Raw genomic sequence first — 18,642 nt, forward strand, 5'->3', positions numbered from 1 at the left:
GTGGCGGGATGGTCACCGGAAGGACCGCCAGCCGGAAATACAGGTCCTCGCGGAAGCCCGCCGCTCCGCCGCGATTTGCAAGATCGCGATGGGTCGCGGTCACGATGCGCGCGCCAAGAGTAACCGGCGCTTCGCCGCCGACGCGATGGAAGCTCCCTTCCTCGATCAGCCGAAGCATCTTTGCCTGAAGCGACAGCGGCATGTCGCCAATCTCATCAAGAAACAACGTGCCTTTGCCGGCGCGTTCCGCATAACCGAGGTGGCGTCGCTGCGCCCCCGTAAAGGCGCCCTTCTCGTGACCAAAGATCTCGCTTTCGAGCAGCTCCGCGGGAATGGCCGCGCAGTTCACGGACACGAAGGGTTCGCAGCCTCGCGGCGATATCTGGTGCAGCAGGCGTGCCGCCACCTCCTTGCCAGCTCCGGTTTCTCCGGTGATCAGGACCGGCATGTCGTGTCGCGCATAACGATGCAGCAGGTCTTCCACGGACTGGATGGCGCGCGACTCGCCGAGAAAATAGCCTTTCAGCCTAAGCTCCGCGTTCGTCGTCCTGCGCCCAGTCTCGATGCGGCGCAGGAACTCGTCCATGGCGAAGGGCTTGGTCATGAAATCGACCGCGCCCGACCGCATCAGCCGCACCGCCTGGTCGACCTCGCCGAATCCGGTGACGAACATGAACGGCGGCGCGTTCGGTATCTTGGCCACGGCGTTGAAGACCAGCTCGCCGGAAATGTCGGGCAACCGGACATCGCAGACGATGAGATCAAGCGCACCCGAAACCGCAGATATGCCGTTGATCGCCTCGCCTCCCGAATGCCACCAGGTCACGTGCCAACCTTCGAGCTCAAGGCGCTGAAGAATCGATCCGCCCATGACGGGATCGTCCTCGACAAGTCCTATCCGTGCGCGTTCAGGCAGCATTGGCTTTGGCGGTCTCCCCTCCGAAGGGAATTTCGAGCGTGATCGCCGTCCCTCCGTTTTGTTTGGCAGTGATATTGGCACTGCCGCCAAGATCGTCAACTACGCGGCGGACCATCCACAGACCGAGACCCCGGCCAGCCCGCACCGCAGGGCCAGGGTCTTCGTGCGTGAGTATTGCAGCGATGTCCGGCGACATTCCGGGGCCTTGGTCGCCGATCTCGATGCGCAATCGGTCGTCACTGCTCCCTGCCTTCAATGAAACCACTCCTCCCTCCGGCGTTACTGTACTCGCATTGAGCAGCAGGTTGAGCACGGCCTGGCGGACCGGACCTCCTTTGATCGGGATCTCCCCAGCGCCGTTCCATGCCATGTCCCAATCCAGGCGCTGCCGTCGGCGGCGCAGTTCAGGCTTGAGCAAAAGGCGGACATCGTCGAAGTCTTCCGCGGTGAGAAGCCGTTGCGACCGCTCCGGACGGTAGGTCGCCAGCGCCGCCTCGACGACGTCGCGGATTCCAGCGAGGCCACGCTCGATCAGACTGATCGACGTATCGCGGACACCAGGGGTTTCGCCATGGGTCTTCAATGTATCCAAGGCATTGAAGAGGCCGCCCAAGGGGTTATTGATTTCGTGGGCCATTCCGGACGCCAGCCGACCCAGACTGGACAGCTTTTCTTCCTCGGCCAGTTGCATGGCGAAATTCGCACGCTCACGCTCGGCATGCACGAGGGTGTTGTAGCCGCGGAAAAGCCCCGCCACTTCCGAGTCCCCTGCTGGAATTTCGACCGGTGAAATTGGCTCGGCCGCTCCATGCGCGGCGGATCGCATGTGGTTTTCGAGAACGCGCATCGGTGCGATCATCTGCCTGACGATGAGAAAGCCGCCGAGCGAAAAAAGCACGGCCAGTACGCCATTCGTGACCAGCAGAGTGAACAGGATTTCGCGGCGCTCGGCGAACAGGCGCGAGACGTCGAAAGTAGCGTGGATGGTCCCGACAGGCTGTCCCTGATAGATGAGATCGCGCTTGGCGAAGCCGGTCAGCGCGGATTCGTCGATCGTCACGACACCAGGACCATAGCGGCTCAGATAGCTGTCCGGCAGTTGCGAGAACGTCGCCATCCGGGTGGGGTCCGTCGCTGCCAGGATTCGACCATCCGACCCGGTCACGACCGTTTCGATCGGAGACAGAGCCGCATACGACGACTTGGACCTGTCAAGTGCGTCGAACACCTCCCAGACATCTCCTCTTAGGACCGAAGGGATGACGGCGGACGAGAGGCCGTCGAGGTATGTTTCGGCAAGGCCGTTCAGGAAGCCCTCTTGCGTACGCGAGAGGCGGTCAAGAACGTGTTCCGAAATCACCGCGCTGATCACAACCATCAGCAACGCAACGATTGCCGGCACGCGATAGGTGACCGGGATCAACCTGAAGCGGCGAAGCAAGCTCATCCAAATTGCCTCACGATTTCGACCTCGGCCGCAATCGTGTCGAACAGCGATGGGTCGGTGGCGAGAAACCCTTCAAGCCGAAGGAGGTCGAGAACTTTCTTGCCCTCGGAATCATCCCTCATGGAAACAAGGGCCTGCCGCAGGGCCTCTACGCGGGGATCGCCGGCAAGGGATTTGGGCGAGGCCACCGGAGGGAACCCCAGCCATTCTGACTTGCGAACAATCTTCGCCTGTTTGATCAGGTCAGGGTCGGTCTCGCGCATCACCTCGTAGACATAGCCGTCGACGCTGCCTGATTGCGCCAGGCCGGACGCTACCGCTCGCACGACGTTGCGGTGACCGTAGGTGAAGAAACTGCGTGAAAAGAATGCCTCGGGGAGAAGCTTGTTCTTCGCAAGAAGCGTTCGCGTCACCAAAAAGCCTGAGTTGGAATCCGGATCTGAAAAGGCGTGAACATCACCTTTGAGGCCGTGCCAATCGTCCACGACGCGTCCGGCAGCGGCTATCAAATAGGACTGATAGAGCGGTTGACCGTGCCAGACGGGTGTGGCGACCAGGTCGAGATCCGCTTTGTATTGAACGTAGGGGTAGCCGCAGATCCAGGCCGAGTGGATCTGGCCGGACACGAGCAGCGCCGTGATTTCCTGGTAGGTTCGGCGGGTCACCAGTTCGACCGGACTGCCGATTTTCTTGGTCAGATATCCCCGGAGATGATTGAGGAGTTCCAGGTCATTTGACAGGAAGACCGGCGTGAGGCCGAATTGAAAGGGTTCGACTTCAGCCCAGGATGTCCGAGGCAACGCCAGCAGGCCGAGGCCCCCGAGAGCACCCTTGAGGATTCTACGCCGATCGGTTGCGATGTGGGTTGGCACGAAGGCCTGCCTTCATTTCCCGCGTACTTCAATCTATCCAGAGATTCGGATAGGAGCGAGATGTATGAAAAGAATAGCGGTAGCCGAAACCCACCCTTCAGAACCAATCAGGTAGCCGAGTGCCAACAAGAAACAGTACCAGCGAAGACAGCGGCGAAGCGCATTTCTGCGTGAATGGATTCGGATTGCACGTCCATAATCGCTATTTTATCAAAATATAATGAAGTACAATTTTTGCGACGGTTGCCTACGTCGCACGGACTGCGCCACTATAGGTATGCTGGCGATACGTCGTCACGGCGCCGGCTGTGGCCAGCGCTGCAAGGCCGCATGGCCAATTTCGGTAAGCGCATAGACACCGCGCTCGGCCCTGGCGAACCATCCATAGACATTGTGAAGCAGGATATTGGCGGCGCGAGGCGAGATGGCTTTCAGATCGCGTGGGCGCTTGGGACCGTCCACCATCGCGGCGGCGCAGGCCAGCGCATCCTGCCGGTAGGCGGTCATGATCGGTGTGCGGGAGCCGCCGCCGACCACAGGGTCCCCGCGCCGACGCCGGTGCTCTTCCATCAGGCGCGATCTTCGCCTGGGGTCTCGCCGCGGCGGCGGAGCGGCCGGACTGAGCAGCAGTTCGACATTGCCGGAGGAACCGACCGCCAGAAGGCCGAAACCGAGCCGGCGGCAGAGCGCGCGGAACCGGCGATCGTGCTCGCGACCCTTGCCCCTGCTCGACATGCGCGCAGCGAGCCAGACCTCATCGCACGCCGCCGCCCGATCGATACCCTGAAGGACGAGCTCGAGGTTGAATTGCAGTTTCAGTTCGCAAATGACGACCACCGGCGGCTCACCATCACGCAAACCGACGACATCGCAGCCGCCGACTTCGCCTTTGACAGTGTATTCCAGGCCCTCAAGAAACCGCTTCACCGGCGTGTAAAGAGACGCTTCCTGCATGTTGGAGCCATAGCCGATTCGGGCCGGGCTCGCACAGAGTCGCCTTTACCGCACGACCTGGGCGAGACAGACGGGAGAATCTCAGTGGGAAGGCGAGAAGCACCTGATCGGCAAATAGGGCCTACCGAACGGTTCGACCCGATCTTCGACCGCTTCCTGAAAAGCCTGGAGCCCGGCTGGCGCTAATGCATGTCGCGCAAAAGTGCGCAGCGGTTTTGCGATAACGACCTGCATAAAACAACAGCCTAAAGCGCGTAACGCGCTTTAGGCTCTAAGCCCCCTCGCCTCGCCGGCCCGTTTGCTCCGAACCATCATGTCCCTGGCCAGCAGGCGGCTCACCCGGCAGAACGCCATGAACGCCCGGCAGGCATCCTCGGTCTTGACCAGGTCGACCGTAGCGCCGAAGCAGGCATTGAATGCAGCCTGATAGACCGACCCTTGCCGGCGGACCGGCCAGTCCTGCAGGAAATCCAGCGCCTGTTCGACGCTGTAGATCTCCTCGACCGGCAGCCCAGGCGCAGTCGTGATGCGCACCGGCACCTCGAATTGCAATCTGTCCATTCGTTTCTCTCCCGAACGGCATGGCCGCGGCCATGCCGTTCGTCACCGAAAAAGTTGCTTTGACCAGCTTTTCGCCAAAAATGTGTCGTCAGTGCGGAACCCAGTGAAGCTCGTACGAAGGTTTATTGGTTCGCCGGGTCGGTTTCCGCCTCATAAGCCATTCGGACAGCTATGATGACGACATATAAGGACGGCACGGCAAAAATGCCGCCGAGGACCAGCGCCGCGGTTCCCGCCATGCCGAGTGTCTCGGCGATCGCCCAGTAAACGGTTCCGATGCAGATAAGCGCCTGCACGGCGAGGAACAAAGCGGCCGAGGCCGCGCGCGTCAGCGTTTTGACTGTTTTGATACGTTGCATTGAAAAGAGTTCCGGAAATGAAGCGCCACGCGGCCAGTGGACGGCCGACAGCCGCCGCCGCACGGCTAGCGACGCGAAAAAGACATGAGTGGGCGGATTGGGCGCGGTCCGAGACCGCTCAGCTCAGATGGAAGGCGGCGCGCGGAGCTGGTTGGCACTCGCCTGCGGCGCAGGCACGAACACATACACGGTCGACGCCTGGACCGCCGAAACCTGATTGAACAGGAAGAAAGCAGATTCCGGCGCAAGCGCGCCGGGATTGCCGCTCACGAATTTGATCGGCAGCAGCCGGCCGGAGCGAATTTCGAGAGGCTGCGCCTTGTCGCGTAGCGGCGCGACCGCGTCGTCCTGCCGCGCCGTGATGATGCCGCCGCCGACCGAAGCAGCGGTCGCCGAAGCAGCCACCTCCGACTGGACCATGCATAACAGCGACAGCAACAGCAGGGCCATCAGGCCCGAACAGGCTGTTTTTATGGGCGAAGTGAATGGCCTGGCGCGCTTCGATGCCATCGAGAGGCAAGGTCTCCGAACTCTGTCGCCGCCCTATCGTGTCCAGCCGAAAAAGGAAAGCATCGCAACCAGGGGCTGTCGCCGATGAAGGCACAATATGGGCCACAACGCATGAATAACCGCGAACGATCGCCGTTAGCCGGCAGTTCGTCCTTGAACCTTGCGCCGTCCGGTGCCAAATCTGGTGGGATTTTTTTTCGCGCGGGCTTATATCGGTAGCCCACCTACCCCTGCAAACGGACAAATGGTCACCTATCTCGACGCCGCCACGGCACCACTCAGAAACACCGGCCAGATCCGCCTCTATGGCGAGGAAGGTTTTGCCGGCATGCGCAAGGCCTGCGATCTCACCGCGCGCTGCCTCGATGAACTGGTGCCGATGGTCGCGCCCGGCGTTACCACCGAAGCCATCGACCGTTTCGTCTTCGAGTTCGGCATGGACCACGGCGCGTTGCCTGCGACGCTCAATTATCGCGGCTACACCAAGTCGTCCTGCACCTCGATCAATCATGTCGTCTGCCATGGCATTCCCGACAACAAGCCGTTGAAGGAGGGCGACATCGTCAACATCGACGTCACCTATATCCTCGACGGCTGGCATGGCGATTCCTCGCGCATGTATCCGGTGGGCACGATCAAGCGCGCCGCCGAACGGCTGCTCGAGGTCACCCACGAATGCCTGATGCGCGGCATCGCCGCGATCAGGCCCGGCGCTCGCACCGGAGCCATCGGCGCCGCCATCCAAACCTATGCCGAGGGCGAGCGCTGCTCGGTGGTGCGCGACTTCTGCGGTCATGGCGTCGGCCAGCTTTTCCACGATGCGCCCAACATCCTGCACTATGGCAACGCCAGCGAGGGCGTCGAGATGCGGCCGGGCATGATCTTCACCGTCGAGCCAATGATTAATCTCGGCCGGCCGCATGTTAAAGTGCTGTCGGACGGCTGGACGGCGGTGACGCGCGACCGGTCGCTGTCGGCGCAATACGAACATACGATCGGCGTCACCGAGACCGGATGCGAGATCTTCACGCTGTCGCCAAAAAAACTCGACCGCCCCGGCCTGCCGGCCTAATCTCTAGCTGAGTTTTGGGGGATGGGCAGGCATGGGGAAAATCGACGAAGAGCGGGCATTCTTTTCCGAAGCGTGGATCGAGCCACCACCGAAGAAGGCGGTGGCCGAGAAGCCGCACTATCACGGCCACCGCGACCGTTTGCGCGAGCGCTTTGCCGCCGCGGGCCCTAGCGCCCTCCCCGACTATGAATTGCTGGAGCTCCTGCTCTTCCGGCTGATCCCGCGCGCCGACACCAAGCCCGTCGCCAAGGCGCTGCTGGTGCGCTTCGGCACGCTGGCCGAGGTGCTTGGCGCGCCTGCTGCGCGGCTTGAGGAGGTCAAGGGCATCGGCCCGGCGGTGGCGCTTGACCTGAAGATCGTTGCCGCGACCGCCCAACGCATGGCGCGTAGCGAAATCATCGGCCGCGAACTGATGTCAACCTGGACACAGCTTCTTGAATATTGCCGCTCGGCAATGGCCTTCGAGGACCGCGAGCAATTCCGCATCCTGTTCCTCGACAAGAAGAACACGCTGATCGCCGACGAGGTGCAGCAGGTCGGCACCGTCGACCACACGCCGGTCTATCCGCGCGAGGTCGTCAAGCGCGCGCTCGAACTCTCCGCCACCGCGATCATTCTGGTGCACAACCATCCGTCGGGCGACCCGACGCCGTCGCGCGCCGACATCGAGATGACAAAGCTGATCATCGAGACGGCCAAACCGCTTGGCATTTCCGTGCACGATCACCTTATCATTGGCAAGAAAGGCCACGCCAGCATGAAGGGCCTGCTGCTGATTTGAAGGCTTGTATGACTGCCCTGAAAGTCAATTGCTAAATGCCCCAATTATCGATCCCAGCTCTCCAGCATCGGCACATAAGTATTTGATGGATATAGCGATTTTGGCCATAGATTGATCCATAAACATCCCGCTCGACACCCTGCGACCATTGTGGTTCACGACGGGTCACGCTTCGATCCAATTTCCACCTGAAATCAGGGATTTGCGAGTTTAACTTTGGCCGACCCAGCCGTCGTGCGACGGGTGATAGAAGCAAATGTAGCTAGTGTCCTGCGAGGGCGTTGTCGGGGGCAAGACATGCACCCTTCCCTGCCTCACAATGCAGCGCCGATTTCGCGCCTCTGCACCCCTTTGACGAATCTGCTGGACATCGGAGATATCGGCAAATCGCCGCTCGCTGAAAGGAACCATCGCCCCGGGGACGGCCCTACTGGCCTGCGATCGGGATGAGCCGCCCGGTAGCATCGTTTAGGCCTGACTTGCGGTCCGCACTAGTGCCGGCGCACCGACCCGGGAATGGCGGCGAGCAACTGTTTGGTGTAGCCGTGCTGCGGATTGAGGAAGATGTCGCGGGTCGGTCCCATTTCGACGATTTCGCCGAACCTCATCACCGCGATGTCGTCGCAGACCTGCGCGGCGACGTGCAGGTCGTGCGTGATGAACAGCATCGCGAGGTTGAGCCGCCGCTTCAGCTCGTCGAGCAGCTTCAGGACCTGCGCCTGCACGGTGACGTCGAGGGCCGAGACTGCCTCGTCGGCAACCAGCACGTCCGGCTCCAGCGCCAATGCGCGGGCAATGCCGATGCGTTGGCGCTGACCGCCGGAAAACTCGTGCGGCAGGCGGTCCGCCGAGCGCGCGTCAAGTCCGACGAGTCCGAGCAGCGCGCGCGCATTGTCGAGCGCTTCGTGCCGCGCCACGCCGCGCGCGATCGGGCCGTCGGCAATGCTCAAGCCCACCTTGCGGCGCGGATTGAGGGACGAGAAAGGATCCTGGAACACCATCTGGATGCGGCTGCGCTGCTGCCTTAGCTCTTCGCCGCGCAAGGCGCGGTAATCCTGACCGCCGAGTTCTATGCCGCCGGAATCCGGTTCGTTGATGCGCGTGACCAGCCGCGCCACGGTCGATTTTCCCGAACCCGACTCGCCCACCAGCCCGAGCGTGCGGCCGCGCCTGATCTCGAAACTCACATCCTTCACCGCCCGCACGCTGCGGACCGCACCGAACATGCCGGCCTTGGAGCGGTACGACTTGTTGAGATTGGTGACCGCAAGGGCGACCGGCTGTTCCGGAGCGTCCGGCCGGATCGCCGGCGTGCCGGACGGCACCGCCGCGAGCAGCGCCCTTGTGTAGGGATGCTGCGGGTTGCTGAGCACCTCCCGCGCCGCTCCCTGTTCGACGACGATGCCCTTCTCGAGCACCAGCACCCGGTCGGCAATGTCGGAAACCACGCCGAAATCGTGGGTGATAAAGATCACCGCCATGTTCCGCCGCCGCTGAATCTCGCGCATCAGCTTGAGGATCTGCGCCTGCGTCGTGACGTCGAGCGCCGTGGTCGGTTCGTCGGCGATCAGCAGCGCCGGTTCGAGCGCCAGCGCCATGGCGATCATGGCGCGCTGCCGCTGGCCGCCCGACAGCTGGTGGGGATAGGCCTTGATCGCCTGTTCGGGATCGGGGAGTTGCACCTCACGCGCCAGGTCGAGCGCCCGCGCGCGGCGCTCGGCCGGCGAAAGCAGGTCGTGCGCCTCGAACACTTCCATGATCTGGTTCTCGATGCGCATCGACGGGTTGAGCGCGGTCATCGGTTCCTGGAAGATCATGCCGACGCGGCGCCCCCGCAACGTGCGCAGCGTTGCCGCGTCCACGCTGATCAGGTCGATGCCGTCGAACAGCGCGGCGCCGCGCTCCACGCTGATGGCGCGTGGCAGCAGGCCCATCAGGGTCTGTGCACAGAGCGACTTGCCGGAACCCGATTCGCCGACGATGCACAGGATCTCGCCGGCCGGCAGGTCGAAGCTCAGGTCGGCCAGGGCATAGTCCCGGTCGGCCCCGCGCGGCAGCCGCAGCGCCAGGTGCTGCACCGATACGGTCAATGTCGTTTCGGGAGCGGTCGTCTCCATCGTCAGTATCCCAGAGCGATGCCGTCCTTGCGGTGGTCGGAGGCGCCCCACAGGACGCCGCGGTCATGGTCGATCCAGATCGCCTGGCAGCCGCCGAGCGGCTCGTCGGCCCAGCGCGTGCGGTGGCCGCGCGCTTCCAGGCCGGCCCGGACGGCGTCCGGAATGGTCGTCTCGAGGCTGATCGCGCCGTCGGTGAAGAAGCTGCGCGGCTGGTCCGACGCGGCCTGGATGTCGAGCCCGCGGTCGAGCACCTGCGACAGGATATGGGCATGGCCGGTCGCCTGGTACTGACCGCCCATGACGCCGAGGGAACAGACAGTGCGGCCGTCCTTGCAGACCAGCGCCGGGATGATCGTATGGAACGGCCGCTTGGCCGGCGCGATGGCGTTCGGATGCCCCGGCGCGAGCGAGAACCCGGTGCCGCGGTTCTGCATCAGCACGCCTGCCTTCCTTGCGTAGATGCCGCTGCCGAAGGCGAAGAACAGCGAGTTGATCAGCGAAACCGCGTTGCCGTCGCGGTCGACGACGCTGACATAGACCGTGTCGCGGTGAATCGGCATGTCGGGGCTTGCGGCCTGCGAGGCCTTGTCGAGGGAGATGCGTGACAGCAGCGTCTTAATGTTGGCGTCGGACAGCACCTCCTCGACGCTGACGGTCATGGCGGCGGGATCGGCGATCAGAGCGTCGCGCTGTCGATAGGCCTCCTTGGTGGCTTCGGCCAGCAGGTGTATGCGGTCGACCTCGCTCAGCGCCGGGTCGGCGAGGTCGAAGCCGTCGAGCAGCCGGGCCATAATCAACGCCGCCAGCCCTTGGCCGTTGGGCGGGCATTCCATCAGTACGTGATCCCGGTAGCCGGCCGAGATCGGCTCGGTCGCCTCGCAGGCGAACGAGGCGAAATCGTCGGCGCTGTGCAGCCCGCCCAGCGCTTTAAGCGTTGCCACCATGTCGTCGGCCACGTCTCCCTCATAGAAGGCGGTGCGGCCCTCCTTGGCGATCCTGCGCAGCGTTCTGCCGAGCGTCGGGTTGCTCAGCCGGTCGCCGGTCACCGGTGACTGTCCGCCCGGCAGGAACTGAGCGGCGGCGTCGGCATGCGCGGCGACGCGGCTGGCGTAGCGCTGCCAGTCATGCGCCACGCGCGGCGGGATCGTGAAGCCGTTTTCGGCGGCCTCGATCGCCGGCGCCAGGATGCGGTCGAGTCCCAGCCGTCCATGTTCACTGTTCAGCTTGCACCAGGTGTCGACGGCGCCCGGAACCGTCACCGCATGCACGGAATCGTCCGGGATCGCCGTCCAGCCCTTCACCAAGTAGGCGTCCAGGGTCGCGGCCCGTGGCGACCGGCCGGACCCGTTGTAGGACACCATCCGGCCGCCGGCCGGCGCGTAGAGCGCGAAGCAGTCGCCGCCGATGCCGGTCATGTGCGGGTCGATCACGCATTGCAGCGCGACCGCGGCGATCGCCGCGTCGACGGCCGTGCCGCCGGCCTTAAGGATTTCGACCGCGGCCAGGGTCGCCTGCGGGTGCGAGGTTGCGGCCATGCCGTTCTCGGCGAGGGCCACCGATTTGCCGGGCACCATGAAATCGCGGTCATGCATGAGGTTTCTCGATCGTTGGGATATTGGGGCTCATTCCACCGCCTCCACCAGCTCGGCGCCCGGCAAGAGATCGTAGCCCGCGGTCTGGAACAGGCTTTCATGCAGCAGGTCGAGGCTGGTCGCGATAGTGCCGTAGAGCGCGGCGCGGCTGCCCAGCCGGCTGATAGTGCACTCGGGCGGCGTCGGCATGCAGAGCGGCAGGAAATGCCGCACGCGGTCGAGCAGTTCGGTTCGCGCGCCGATGCTGCCGCCGAGCACTACGCGTTCAGGGTCGACGATGGCCGCTACCGCCAGTATCGCTTCGGCCAGCGTGCGGGCCACCTCATCGAGCGTGGCGCCGGCGATGCGGTCACCGCCTTCGATGCGGTCGATGATCTGGCGCACGGTCAGGCCCGGCTGGCCACCCGCACCTTCGTAGCGGTCACGGATCGCGGCGCTGCCGATCATCGTTTCGAGAACGCCGGAATGGAAGGTGCGGGCATCGTAGCCGCTTGCCCCCACTGGCAGGGTCGCGATCTCGCCCGCCGCGCCGCGCGCGCCGCGCAGGATACGCCGCTCGTTGATGATGCCCATGCCCACCCCGGTGCCGAGCGCGATGAACACGAAATTGTCGATGCCCTTGCCTTCGCCCATCCAAAGCTCGCCCTTGGCGGCCATGTTGACGTCGTTGCCGACCGCCACGTCGAAGCTCACCAGGGCTTCCAGCTCCTCGGCGAAAAAGGAGCCTTCCAGGCCGGCGATGTTGGGCACCATGAACAGCCGCTTCGAACGCAGGTCGAAGGCGCCGGGGATGCCAACGCCGCCGACCAGCACCCGGCCTGCCGGCAGGCCGGCGCGGCTGGCCAGCGTTCCATTGATGCGCGCCAGCTGTTCGATGACGTGCTGTCCGCCCCTTGCGTCCGTCGGCTCGACCAGTTCCGAGACGATCCTGCCGCGCATGTCCGCCAGCGCCGCCTGGATTTTGGTGCCGCCGACATCCGCCCCGAAGACCAGTGCGCGGTCGGCGCGCACCTCGTATGTCGCCGCGCTCCGCCCGACAGCGCCTTGCGTCCTGCCGGCCATCTGCACCCAGCCACCGTCCTCGAGGTCGCGGAAGACCTCCGACATCGTCTGCTTGGACAGTCCGGTCAGCCTGGCGAGCTCGGCGCGCGACACCGCACCCCCGTCGAGCAGGATGCGGACGACGGTGCGGAGCGTGATCTGCCGGGGCGTCGCGAGAGAGGATAGGTCGGTCATGAAAAGTCGGGCTTCAATTAGTCAATGTAGCGCACAAATGAACCAACAAATCTATCCGCGTCAACCCGGAAGGCCGCAAATATGCTGCGTATGCCGGCGATTTCAAAGCGCTCAACTTCCGGCCCTCTTTAATTGGTTCGCAAACTTTACAAAAGAATTCGAGTGTGTTTCGCTGGCTGCCAAGATGGAGACGTTGCGTGGCGCATTCGTAAACCAACAGAGGGAAAACCAACATGACGGTATCGATGAAGCTGACGGTCCTGGCGGGCCTGATGGCGATCTCCATGGCATCGGCAAGCGCTCAGACGCTGCGCGTTGGCCTGCAGGACGACCCCGATACGATGGATCCGGCGACCGGCGGCACTTATTCGGGCCGCATCGTGTTCGACGCACTGTGCGACAAGCTGCTCGACATCAACGAAAAGCTTGAGATCGTGCCGCAACTGGCGACCGCGTGGTCGTGGAATGACAGCAACACCGAATTGACGTTGAAGTTGCGCGAAGGCGTGACCTTCCATGACGGCAAGCCGTTCGACGCCGAAGCCGTCAAGGCCAACATCGAACGCATGCAGACGCTTAAGGAATCCAAGCGCCGCTCCGAACTGTCCCCCATCAAGCAGGTCGAGGTCGTCGATCCCATGACGGTGGTGCTGAAGCTCGAAACGCCGTTTGCGCCGCTGCTCTCGGTCCTCACCGATCGCGCCGGGATGATGGTGTCGCCGTCAGCAGCGACCTCGACTGACGAATTCGCCGCCAATCCCGTGTGTTCCGGTCCCTACCAGTTCGAGAGCCGCAGCGCCCGCGACAAGATCAGCCTCAAGAAGTACCCCGGCTACTGGAACGCCGGCGAGATCGGCTACGACGCGATCGAATACCAGGTCATTCCCGATTCCACCGTACGACTGTCGCGCATCCAGGCCGGCGACCTCGACGTCGCCGAGCGGATCGCGCCGACCGATCTCGAAGCGATCCGTTCCAATTCCGACCTTGCGCTCTACACTTCGGCCGGCCTCGCTGTTTCGCACCTCTTCATCAATGTCCGCCCTGAAGCCAAGGGCGTGCTGGCCGACAAGCCCGAACTGCGCAAGGCGCTAGAACTGTCGCTCGACCGCAACGCCATCAACAAGGTTGCCTTCAACGGCGAATTCACCGCCGACAACCAGATGATCCCCCCCTCCAGCGTCTACCACAGCACCAGGCACCCAATGCCGGAGCGGGACGTCGATGCGGCCAGGAAGCTTATCGAGGACTCCGGCGTCTCGAACCCGACCATCGAGATCACCTACGAGAACTCGCTGACCGACGGTCGCGTTGCGCAGATCATTCAGTCGATGGCGCAGGAGGCTGGCTTCACCGTCAATCTGCTTCCGCTTGAGACGTCGTCGGCCATCGAGCGCTACCTTGCCGGCAATTTCGAACTCTACATCGGCAACTGGAGCGGCCGCGCGGATCCGGACCCGACACTCTACACCTTCTTCGGCACGGGCGGCTCCCAGAACCTGAACGGCTATTCGTCGCCCAAACTGGACGAGGTGCTGATCGCAGCGCGCAAGGAGCTCGATACCGACGCCCGCAAGGCTCTCTACGAACAGGCGGCCGGCATCTATCTGAACGATCGCCCGACCATTCCGCTGTACCACCCGACGTGGTTCTATGGCGCCCGGGCCTCGGTCAAGGGGATCTCGATCTATCCGGACGGCATCCTGCGCGTCACCGGCGTCAAGCCGGCGTCCAACTAAACCGGCCGCCGCGCCCGATCGGGTGCGGCCCCGACAACAGCGGGACCCCCCAGACCGATATGCTCAACTTCATCCTGCGGCGCATCCTGATCTCGGTCCCGACGCTCCTGCTCGTTTCGGTCATGGTCTTCGGTCTCTTGAAGCTGTTGCCGGGCGATCCCGCCCTGGCGCTCGCCGGCCAGGAACCCGATCCTGCGGTGATCGAATTCCTGCGCACCAAATACGGCCTCGACCGGCCCCTGCCGGTGCAGTACGCCAAGTGGCTCGGCAGCGTCCTGCAGGGCGATTTCGGCCTGTCCATCCGCACCCGGCTGCCGATCGGAGAGATGATCGTGCAGAAACTGCCTGTCACCCTGCAGCTGTCGCTCCAGGCCATGCTCATCGCTCTTCTCATCGGCATTCCGGCGGGCGTCTTCGCCGCGATCCGGCGCGGCACCCCGGTCGACTATATCGTCAGCCTCATCGGGCTCGGCGGCCTGTCGATCCCGAGCTTCTGGCTCGGCATCATGCTGATCCTCCTGTTCGCCGTGTCGCTCGGCTGGCTTCCGAGCGGCGGCTATGTGGGTTTCTTCGAGTCGCCGCTCGACAATCTGCGCTACACCCTGATGCCGAGCATCGTGCTTGGCACCGCGGCGGCGGCCATCGTCATGCGCCATACACGCAGTTCGATGATCGCCGTCCTCAAGCAGGACTACGTGCGCACCGCACGCGCAAAGGGCCTGCGCGAACGCATAGTGGTTACCCGCCATGCCCTGCGCAACGGCCTGATACCGGTCGTCACGACCAGCACGCTGCACCTCGGCGAACTCTTGTCGGGCGCCGTGCTGACCGAACAGGTGTTCGGGATTCCCGGTTTCGGCAAAATGATCGTCGACGGCGTCTTCAGCCGCGACTATGCCGTGGTCCAGGCCGTGGTGATGTGCTCGGCGCTGATCTTCCTGCTGCTCAGCCTGATCGCCGACATCGCCTATGTCATCCTGAGCCCGAGGCTGCGCTCGTGAGCGGGCAGGCCTCCCCGAGGCCAGCCGCGCGCGGCGGGACGCGTCGCTCCGGCGTGCGGCGCGCTTTGTCGCATCCGAGCACCATGATCGGCGGCACGCTGGTCGCCTTCTTTGTGCTGGTGGCGATTTTCGCCCCTCTCATCGCGCCCTTCGACCCCAACGCGTCGGACTGGCTCGGGGTCAGGCAGGCGCCCTCGGCCCAGCACTGGTTCGGAACTGACGATCTCGGGCGCGACGTGCTCTCGCGCGTCATCTTCGGCTCCCGCGCCTCTCTGGCGGCCGGCATCGTCGCCGTCACCATCGCCATCTCCATCGGCGTGCCGCTCGGTCTGGTCGCCGGCTATTTCGGCGGCGTCATCGACGCGGTGATATCGCGCTTCACCGACGCTCTCCTGGCGGTGCCGTTCCTGGTCCTGGCAATCGCGCTGGCGGCGTTTCTCGGGCCAAGCCTGCAGAACGCGATGATCGCCATCGGCATCTCGGCCATGCCGGTCTTCATCAGGCTGACGCGCGGCCAGGTGCTGTCGATCAAGAACGAGGACTACATCACGGCGGTGCGGGCGCTTGGCGTGCGCGACCGCAACATCATCCTGGCGCATGTTCTGCCCAACGTGCTGGCGCCAATCGTCGTTCAGGTCACCATCACCATGGCGGTCGCCGTCCTCGCCGAAGCCAGCCTTGCCTTTCTAGGGCTTGGCCAGCGCCCGCCGGCGCCGTCCTGGGGCAGCATGCTCGACATCGCCCGGCAGTTCCTGACCGAGGCGCCGTGGATGGCGGTCTGGCCGGGACTGGCGATCATCGCCATCGTGCTCGGCTTCAACCTCCTGGGCGACGGCCTGAACGACACGCTCACGTCGCAGTCCGAGGACAGCTAACGTCGGCGGGATGACCTCCAATGCGCGCACCGCAAATCGGTTGCTGGCAGCTGTGTGTCGGGCCCTCGTTCCTCAAGATCGGCAAAGCAATCCGAGTTACGAGCTGGATCGCTGGGACAAATCGACCCTCGTTATCTGCCACGGGTCGTCACTCGATAAACGCCCCAGTTAACGGCCCCAGCTCTCCAGATCTTTCACACAAGCGTTTGCTAAATATGGTGATTCTGGTGGTAGTATTTTGATGCACAACCATCCGTCAGGCGACCCGACACCCTCGCGCGCCGATATCGAGATGACAAAGCAGATCATCGAGACGGCCAAACCGCTCGGCATTTCCGTGCACGACCACCTCATCATCGGCAAGAAGGGCCACGCCTCAATGAAGGGCCTGCTGCTGATCTAAAGCCTGTGCATATCGGCCGAGGTCTCCGGGCGCTGTGGAGCCCGATCAAGCCGCATCCTGTGAGGGCGCCAGTTTGCGTTGGCGTGCATGCCTGATCCTCTCACGGATACCATCAGCGACGGAAGCGAGCGTGCCTTGCGCCGTGCGCGTGCCAAGAACGGATTGCAGGGTAACGGCCTGCGTTGCGAACTTATTCTTGAAGGCCTCCGCGCCACAGAGGAAATCGACCATGCCCAGGCCGTGATCGATCGACCACTGAATGTAGTCCATGATCAAAATTATGCCCGGCGACGCGCGGCTGAAATCCGGATCGAAGGTGGTCACGAAGGCCATCATGACCTGGCGCTGGATAAAGTTGATGGAGACCGCGACCATGACGCCATCGCATTCGAGGACGAAAATGCGCAGCACGCCGGCGCGCGCCAGCACGTCGACCAATGCGGCGAGTACCGGCGTTCCCTCTTCGTAAAGTTGGGATTCACGCGAGTGCTGCACCAGCCATCTGCGCTTCAGCACCGAGAGCCGGTCCAGTACCGGCTGCAGCGGTTCGTCGGGCGCAAGCAGGCGAAATTTCACTTTTCCGGTTTCTTCCAATGTCTTGATACCGCGTCGATAGTTCTGGCGGGTCTTCTTGGACTGGTCCTCGAACCATGCCGCTCCGCTCTTCCACGGTCCGCCGACTCGATAACTGACTTCCTCCCTATGATTGGGACGAAGCCTGATGCCGCTGGAAGCGCCGCCCGCAGCAAAGATCTTGCGGACCGCCGCATCCGGCAAAAGACGATTGAGAAAGGCAAGGTCGAAACCACCGGCGTCACAGAGCTGAGCCCATAGATCCTGCAGGGCCGACAATGAGCATTCCGGAGCAACCAGAATATCTCCATAATCGGTATAGCTGCTGGCCGCCCATTCAAGAAACCGCAAGCCCTTGCGCTTGCCGATCGCCAGCGGAATAACGGCAACCAGCCTGTCACCGTTCCAGACCAGGCCTATGCGCAGCGCGCGCTGGTCACGGTCCGCCACCGTGCTCCACCATGCCGAAACCCAGGCATGGCTCTGAAAGATCAGACCGTCGGTGCGATGCCAAAGCTGCATCCACTGGGCTTCGACCGCAGCCAGGCGATCCGCCGAACGGACAATTTCCAGGCGCTCCGTGCCCACGGCATCGATCGAAACAAAGGTGTTCATGATGGTGAACTGTCCTGTGGCTGGGCGACTACATTAGGCCGCCTGTGGAACAGCCGGATGACGTGCCTCCCCATCTTCCTGAGTGGCAGGATGTAGAGCCCGAAGAGCGATTGATAATCGCGCACATCGCGATCTATCAGGCCAAATCTCAGATCTTCTTCCGGATCAGGCACAAACTGCGTTCCAAAGAGACGGTCCCAGAACGAGAAAAGCAGGCCGAAATTCTTGTCATAGTGGCGAGGATCGATGCTGTGATGCACCTGGTGCCAATGCGGACACAAGATGATTTTGTTCAGCGGGCCGAAGGAAATCTTGAGATGCGTATGGCGAACGAAGTCCATCATCAGGATGTTGCGGATGACGTAGACATTGATGCCGAAGATAGCGACCTCTACCGGATCGAGCGCGATCACGCTCCAGATGCCGAAGCAGATTCCCGGGATGACGCCGTCCCACATACGGTTCATCAGATCGTCCAGCGGATGAACCCGGTCCTTGGTGATCCCCACCATCACCTCGGCCGAATGATGCACCTTGTGCAATTCCCACAGGAACGGAAAGCGGTGCTGGGCGACATGGTAGAGATAGTATGAAATATCATAGGCTATCAGCATGGTTGCGGTGAAGATGACGATTGTCACCGGTCCGGCCGGGCCGCCGATGAGCGGCGCCTGGATGCCGAAAAGCCAGCCGATTGCCTCATGTGTCGCATAGCCCACCGCGGTAACGAAGGTGACGCCGGCAGGGATGAGCAGGAAAGGCATAATCGCCCTTTTCGTGACCCAAAATAGGACATCCGCTCGCGCCGACGGATGCAGGATGACCTCCGCCGGGAAAGCGAAATCGAAAAAGTCCCTGAAGGATTTATGTTCGACGGTTCGCCAGTAAGCGATCACCGCGCTCCCCAGCGCCGTAAAAAAAAGCAGGCCGAGGGTCAACAGATTGATATTGGAGAGCTTTTCGACAATCGCTCTGGCGAATTCAGAAAACATCGGTGCGGTGGCCCTGGGTCCGTG

The 18,642-nt window shown here is 63.0% G+C and carries 17 protein-coding genes and 1 pseudogene; 6 read left to right on the top strand and 12 right to left on the bottom strand.

The features are described 5' to 3' along the window. From CN311_RS07085 to CN311_RS07115, 7 genes are all read right to left on the bottom strand, one after another. Positions 1 to 919 (bottom strand): sigma-54-dependent transcriptional regulator (locus CN311_RS07085; RefSeq protein ID WP_097572617.1); only part of this gene is annotated, 919 nt, incomplete at its 3' end. After that, positions 909 to 2,366, bottom strand: a complete 1,458-nt coding sequence (locus CN311_RS07090) for a sensor histidine kinase (RefSeq protein ID WP_097572618.1) — start codon at positions 2,364 to 2,366, stop codon at positions 909 to 911. The genes CN311_RS07085 and CN311_RS07090, both read right to left, overlap by 11 nt. Further along, a complete protein-coding gene (locus tag CN311_RS07095) occupies positions 2,363 to 3,238 on the bottom strand; it encodes a substrate-binding domain-containing protein (protein WP_097572619.1) in 876 nt (291 codons plus the stop codon). The genes CN311_RS07090 and CN311_RS07095 overlap by 4 nt, the downstream gene beginning before the upstream one ends. 294 nt (positions 3,239 to 3,532) lie before the next feature. Next, on the bottom strand, positions 3,533 to 4,192 hold the full coding sequence (locus CN311_RS07100; RefSeq protein WP_097572620.1) for a DUF2161 domain-containing phosphodiesterase: 660 nt from the start codon (positions 4,190 to 4,192) through the stop codon (positions 3,533 to 3,535). Between the two features lie 264 nt (positions 4,193 to 4,456). Continuing rightward, entirely contained in the window at positions 4,457 to 4,753 is a 297-nt protein-coding gene (locus CN311_RS07105) for a DUF982 domain-containing protein (protein WP_097572621.1), read from the bottom strand. Positions 4,754 to 4,875: 122 nt separating this feature from the next. Next, positions 4,876 to 5,112 carry a hypothetical protein gene (locus tag CN311_RS07110; RefSeq protein ID WP_097572622.1) on the bottom strand — a complete coding sequence of 79 codons (237 nt, stop codon included), beginning with the start codon at positions 5,110 to 5,112 and terminating at the stop codon, positions 4,876 to 4,878. Positions 5,113 to 5,235: 123 nt separating this feature from the next. Beyond that, complete coding sequence (locus CN311_RS07115) at positions 5,236 to 5,562, bottom strand: hypothetical protein (RefSeq protein WP_097572633.1); 327 nt, start codon at positions 5,560 to 5,562, stop codon at positions 5,236 to 5,238. 304 nt (positions 5,563 to 5,866) lie between these two features. Here CN311_RS07115 and map point away from each other — a divergent pair, with 304 nt between their 5' ends. Continuing rightward, positions 5,867 to 6,694 (top strand): type I methionyl aminopeptidase, encoded by an 828-nt coding sequence (gene map, locus CN311_RS07120; protein WP_097572623.1) that lies wholly within the window; start codon positions 5,867 to 5,869, stop codon positions 6,692 to 6,694. 31 nt (positions 6,695 to 6,725) lie between these two features. Beyond that, complete coding sequence (gene radC, locus CN311_RS07125) at positions 6,726 to 7,475, top strand: RadC family protein (RefSeq protein WP_097572624.1); 750 nt, start codon at positions 6,726 to 6,728, stop codon at positions 7,473 to 7,475. A 491-nt stretch (positions 7,476 to 7,966) separates the two neighbouring features. On the opposite strand, the gene CN311_RS07130 is transcribed toward radC, so the two are convergent. Genes CN311_RS07130 through CN311_RS07140 form a run of 3 tightly spaced genes read right to left on the bottom strand, consistent with a single transcriptional unit; the run spans position 7,967 to position 12,420 of the window. Continuing rightward, positions 7,967 to 9,592: an ABC transporter ATP-binding protein gene (locus CN311_RS07130; RefSeq protein ID WP_097572625.1), complete on the bottom strand. Its 1,626-nt coding sequence runs from the start codon at positions 9,590 to 9,592 to the stop codon at positions 7,967 to 7,969. 2 nt (positions 9,593 to 9,594) lie between these two features. Then, positions 9,595 to 11,184, bottom strand: a complete 1,590-nt coding sequence (gene ggt, locus CN311_RS07135; RefSeq protein WP_097572626.1) for a gamma-glutamyltransferase — start codon at positions 11,182 to 11,184, stop codon at positions 9,595 to 9,597. A gap of 30 nt (positions 11,185 to 11,214) precedes the next feature. Next, positions 11,215 to 12,420 (bottom strand): ROK family transcriptional regulator, encoded by a 1,206-nt coding sequence (locus tag CN311_RS07140; protein WP_097572627.1) that lies wholly within the window; start codon positions 12,418 to 12,420, stop codon positions 11,215 to 11,217. A gap of 233 nt (positions 12,421 to 12,653) precedes the next feature. Here CN311_RS07140 and CN311_RS07145 point away from each other — a divergent pair, with 233 nt between their 5' ends. The 4 genes and pseudogenes from CN311_RS07145 to CN311_RS07160 form a co-directional block, all read left to right on the top strand. Continuing rightward, positions 12,654 to 14,159 carry an ABC transporter substrate-binding protein gene (locus tag CN311_RS07145; RefSeq protein ID WP_245440763.1) on the top strand — a complete coding sequence of 502 codons (1,506 nt, stop codon included), beginning with the start codon at positions 12,654 to 12,656 and terminating at the stop codon, positions 14,157 to 14,159. Between the two features lie 59 nt (positions 14,160 to 14,218). Continuing rightward, entirely contained in the window at positions 14,219 to 15,160 is a 942-nt protein-coding gene (locus CN311_RS07150; protein WP_097572628.1) for an ABC transporter permease, read from the top strand. Further along, complete coding sequence (locus CN311_RS07155) at positions 15,157 to 16,035, top strand: ABC transporter permease (protein WP_425351054.1); 879 nt, start codon at positions 15,157 to 15,159, stop codon at positions 16,033 to 16,035. The genes CN311_RS07150 and CN311_RS07155 overlap by 4 nt, the downstream gene beginning before the upstream one ends. A 235-nt stretch (positions 16,036 to 16,270) precedes the next feature. Further along, positions 16,271 to 16,438, top strand: a pseudogene (locus CN311_RS07160) (JAB domain-containing protein); the annotation flags it as partial. Positions 16,439 to 16,483: 45 nt separating this feature from the next. Here CN311_RS07160 and CN311_RS07165 read toward each other — a convergent pair. Then, positions 16,484 to 17,626 (bottom strand): GNAT family N-acetyltransferase, encoded by a 1,143-nt coding sequence (locus CN311_RS07165; RefSeq protein ID WP_097572631.1) that lies wholly within the window; start codon positions 17,624 to 17,626, stop codon positions 16,484 to 16,486. Continuing rightward, positions 17,623 to 18,618, bottom strand: coding sequence for a sterol desaturase family protein (locus CN311_RS07170; RefSeq protein WP_097572632.1), 996 nt, complete (start codon positions 18,616 to 18,618; stop codon positions 17,623 to 17,625). The genes CN311_RS07165 and CN311_RS07170 overlap by 4 nt, the downstream gene beginning before the upstream one ends. Positions 18,619 to 18,642 lie beyond the last annotated feature (24 nt).

It is taken from the genome of Mesorhizobium sanjuanii (assembly GCF_002529485.1).
Classification (GTDB): Bacteria; Pseudomonadota; Alphaproteobacteria; order Rhizobiales; family Rhizobiaceae; genus Mesorhizobium; species Mesorhizobium sanjuanii.

What these genes read in the sequence shown, in the direction of transcription:
- CN311_RS07090 (WP_097572618.1), bottom strand. Translation starts at nt 2,366, where the DNA reads ATGAGCTTGCTTCGCCGCTTCAGGTTGATCCCGGTCACCTATCGCGTG.
- CN311_RS07100 (WP_097572620.1), bottom strand. Translation starts at nt 4,192, where the DNA reads ATGCAGGAAGCGTCTCTTTACACGCCGGTGAAGCGGTTTCTTGAGGGC.
- CN311_RS07105 (WP_097572621.1), bottom strand. Translation starts at nt 4,753, where the DNA reads ATGGACAGATTGCAATTCGAGGTGCCGGTGCGCATCACGACTGCGCCT.
- CN311_RS07110 (WP_097572622.1), bottom strand. Translation starts at nt 5,112, where the DNA reads ATGCAACGTATCAAAACAGTCAAAACGCTGACGCGCGCGGCCTCGGCC.
- CN311_RS07115 (WP_097572633.1), bottom strand. Translation starts at nt 5,562, where the DNA reads ATGGCCCTGCTGTTGCTGTCGCTGTTATGCATGGTCCAGTCGGAGGTG.
- map (WP_097572623.1), top strand. Translation starts at nt 5,867, where the DNA reads ATGGTCACCTATCTCGACGCCGCCACGGCACCACTCAGAAACACCGGC.
- radC (WP_097572624.1), top strand. Translation starts at nt 6,726, where the DNA reads ATGGGGAAAATCGACGAAGAGCGGGCATTCTTTTCCGAAGCGTGGATC.
- CN311_RS07130 (WP_097572625.1), bottom strand. Translation starts at nt 9,592, where the DNA reads ATGGAGACGACCGCTCCCGAAACGACATTGACCGTATCGGTGCAGCAC.
- ggt (WP_097572626.1), bottom strand. Translation starts at nt 11,184, where the DNA reads ATGCATGACCGCGATTTCATGGTGCCCGGCAAATCGGTGGCCCTCGCC.
- CN311_RS07140 (WP_097572627.1), bottom strand. Translation starts at nt 12,420, where the DNA reads ATGACCGACCTATCCTCTCTCGCGACGCCCCGGCAGATCACGCTCCGC.
- CN311_RS07145 (WP_245440763.1), top strand. Translation starts at nt 12,654, where the DNA reads ATGACGGTATCGATGAAGCTGACGGTCCTGGCGGGCCTGATGGCGATC.
- CN311_RS07150 (WP_097572628.1), top strand. Translation starts at nt 14,219, where the DNA reads ATGCTCAACTTCATCCTGCGGCGCATCCTGATCTCGGTCCCGACGCTC.
- CN311_RS07165 (WP_097572631.1), bottom strand. Translation starts at nt 17,626, where the DNA reads ATGAACACCTTTGTTTCGATCGATGCCGTGGGCACGGAGCGCCTGGAA.
- CN311_RS07170 (WP_097572632.1), bottom strand. Translation starts at nt 18,618, where the DNA reads ATGTTTTCTGAATTCGCCAGAGCGATTGTCGAAAAGCTCTCCAATATC.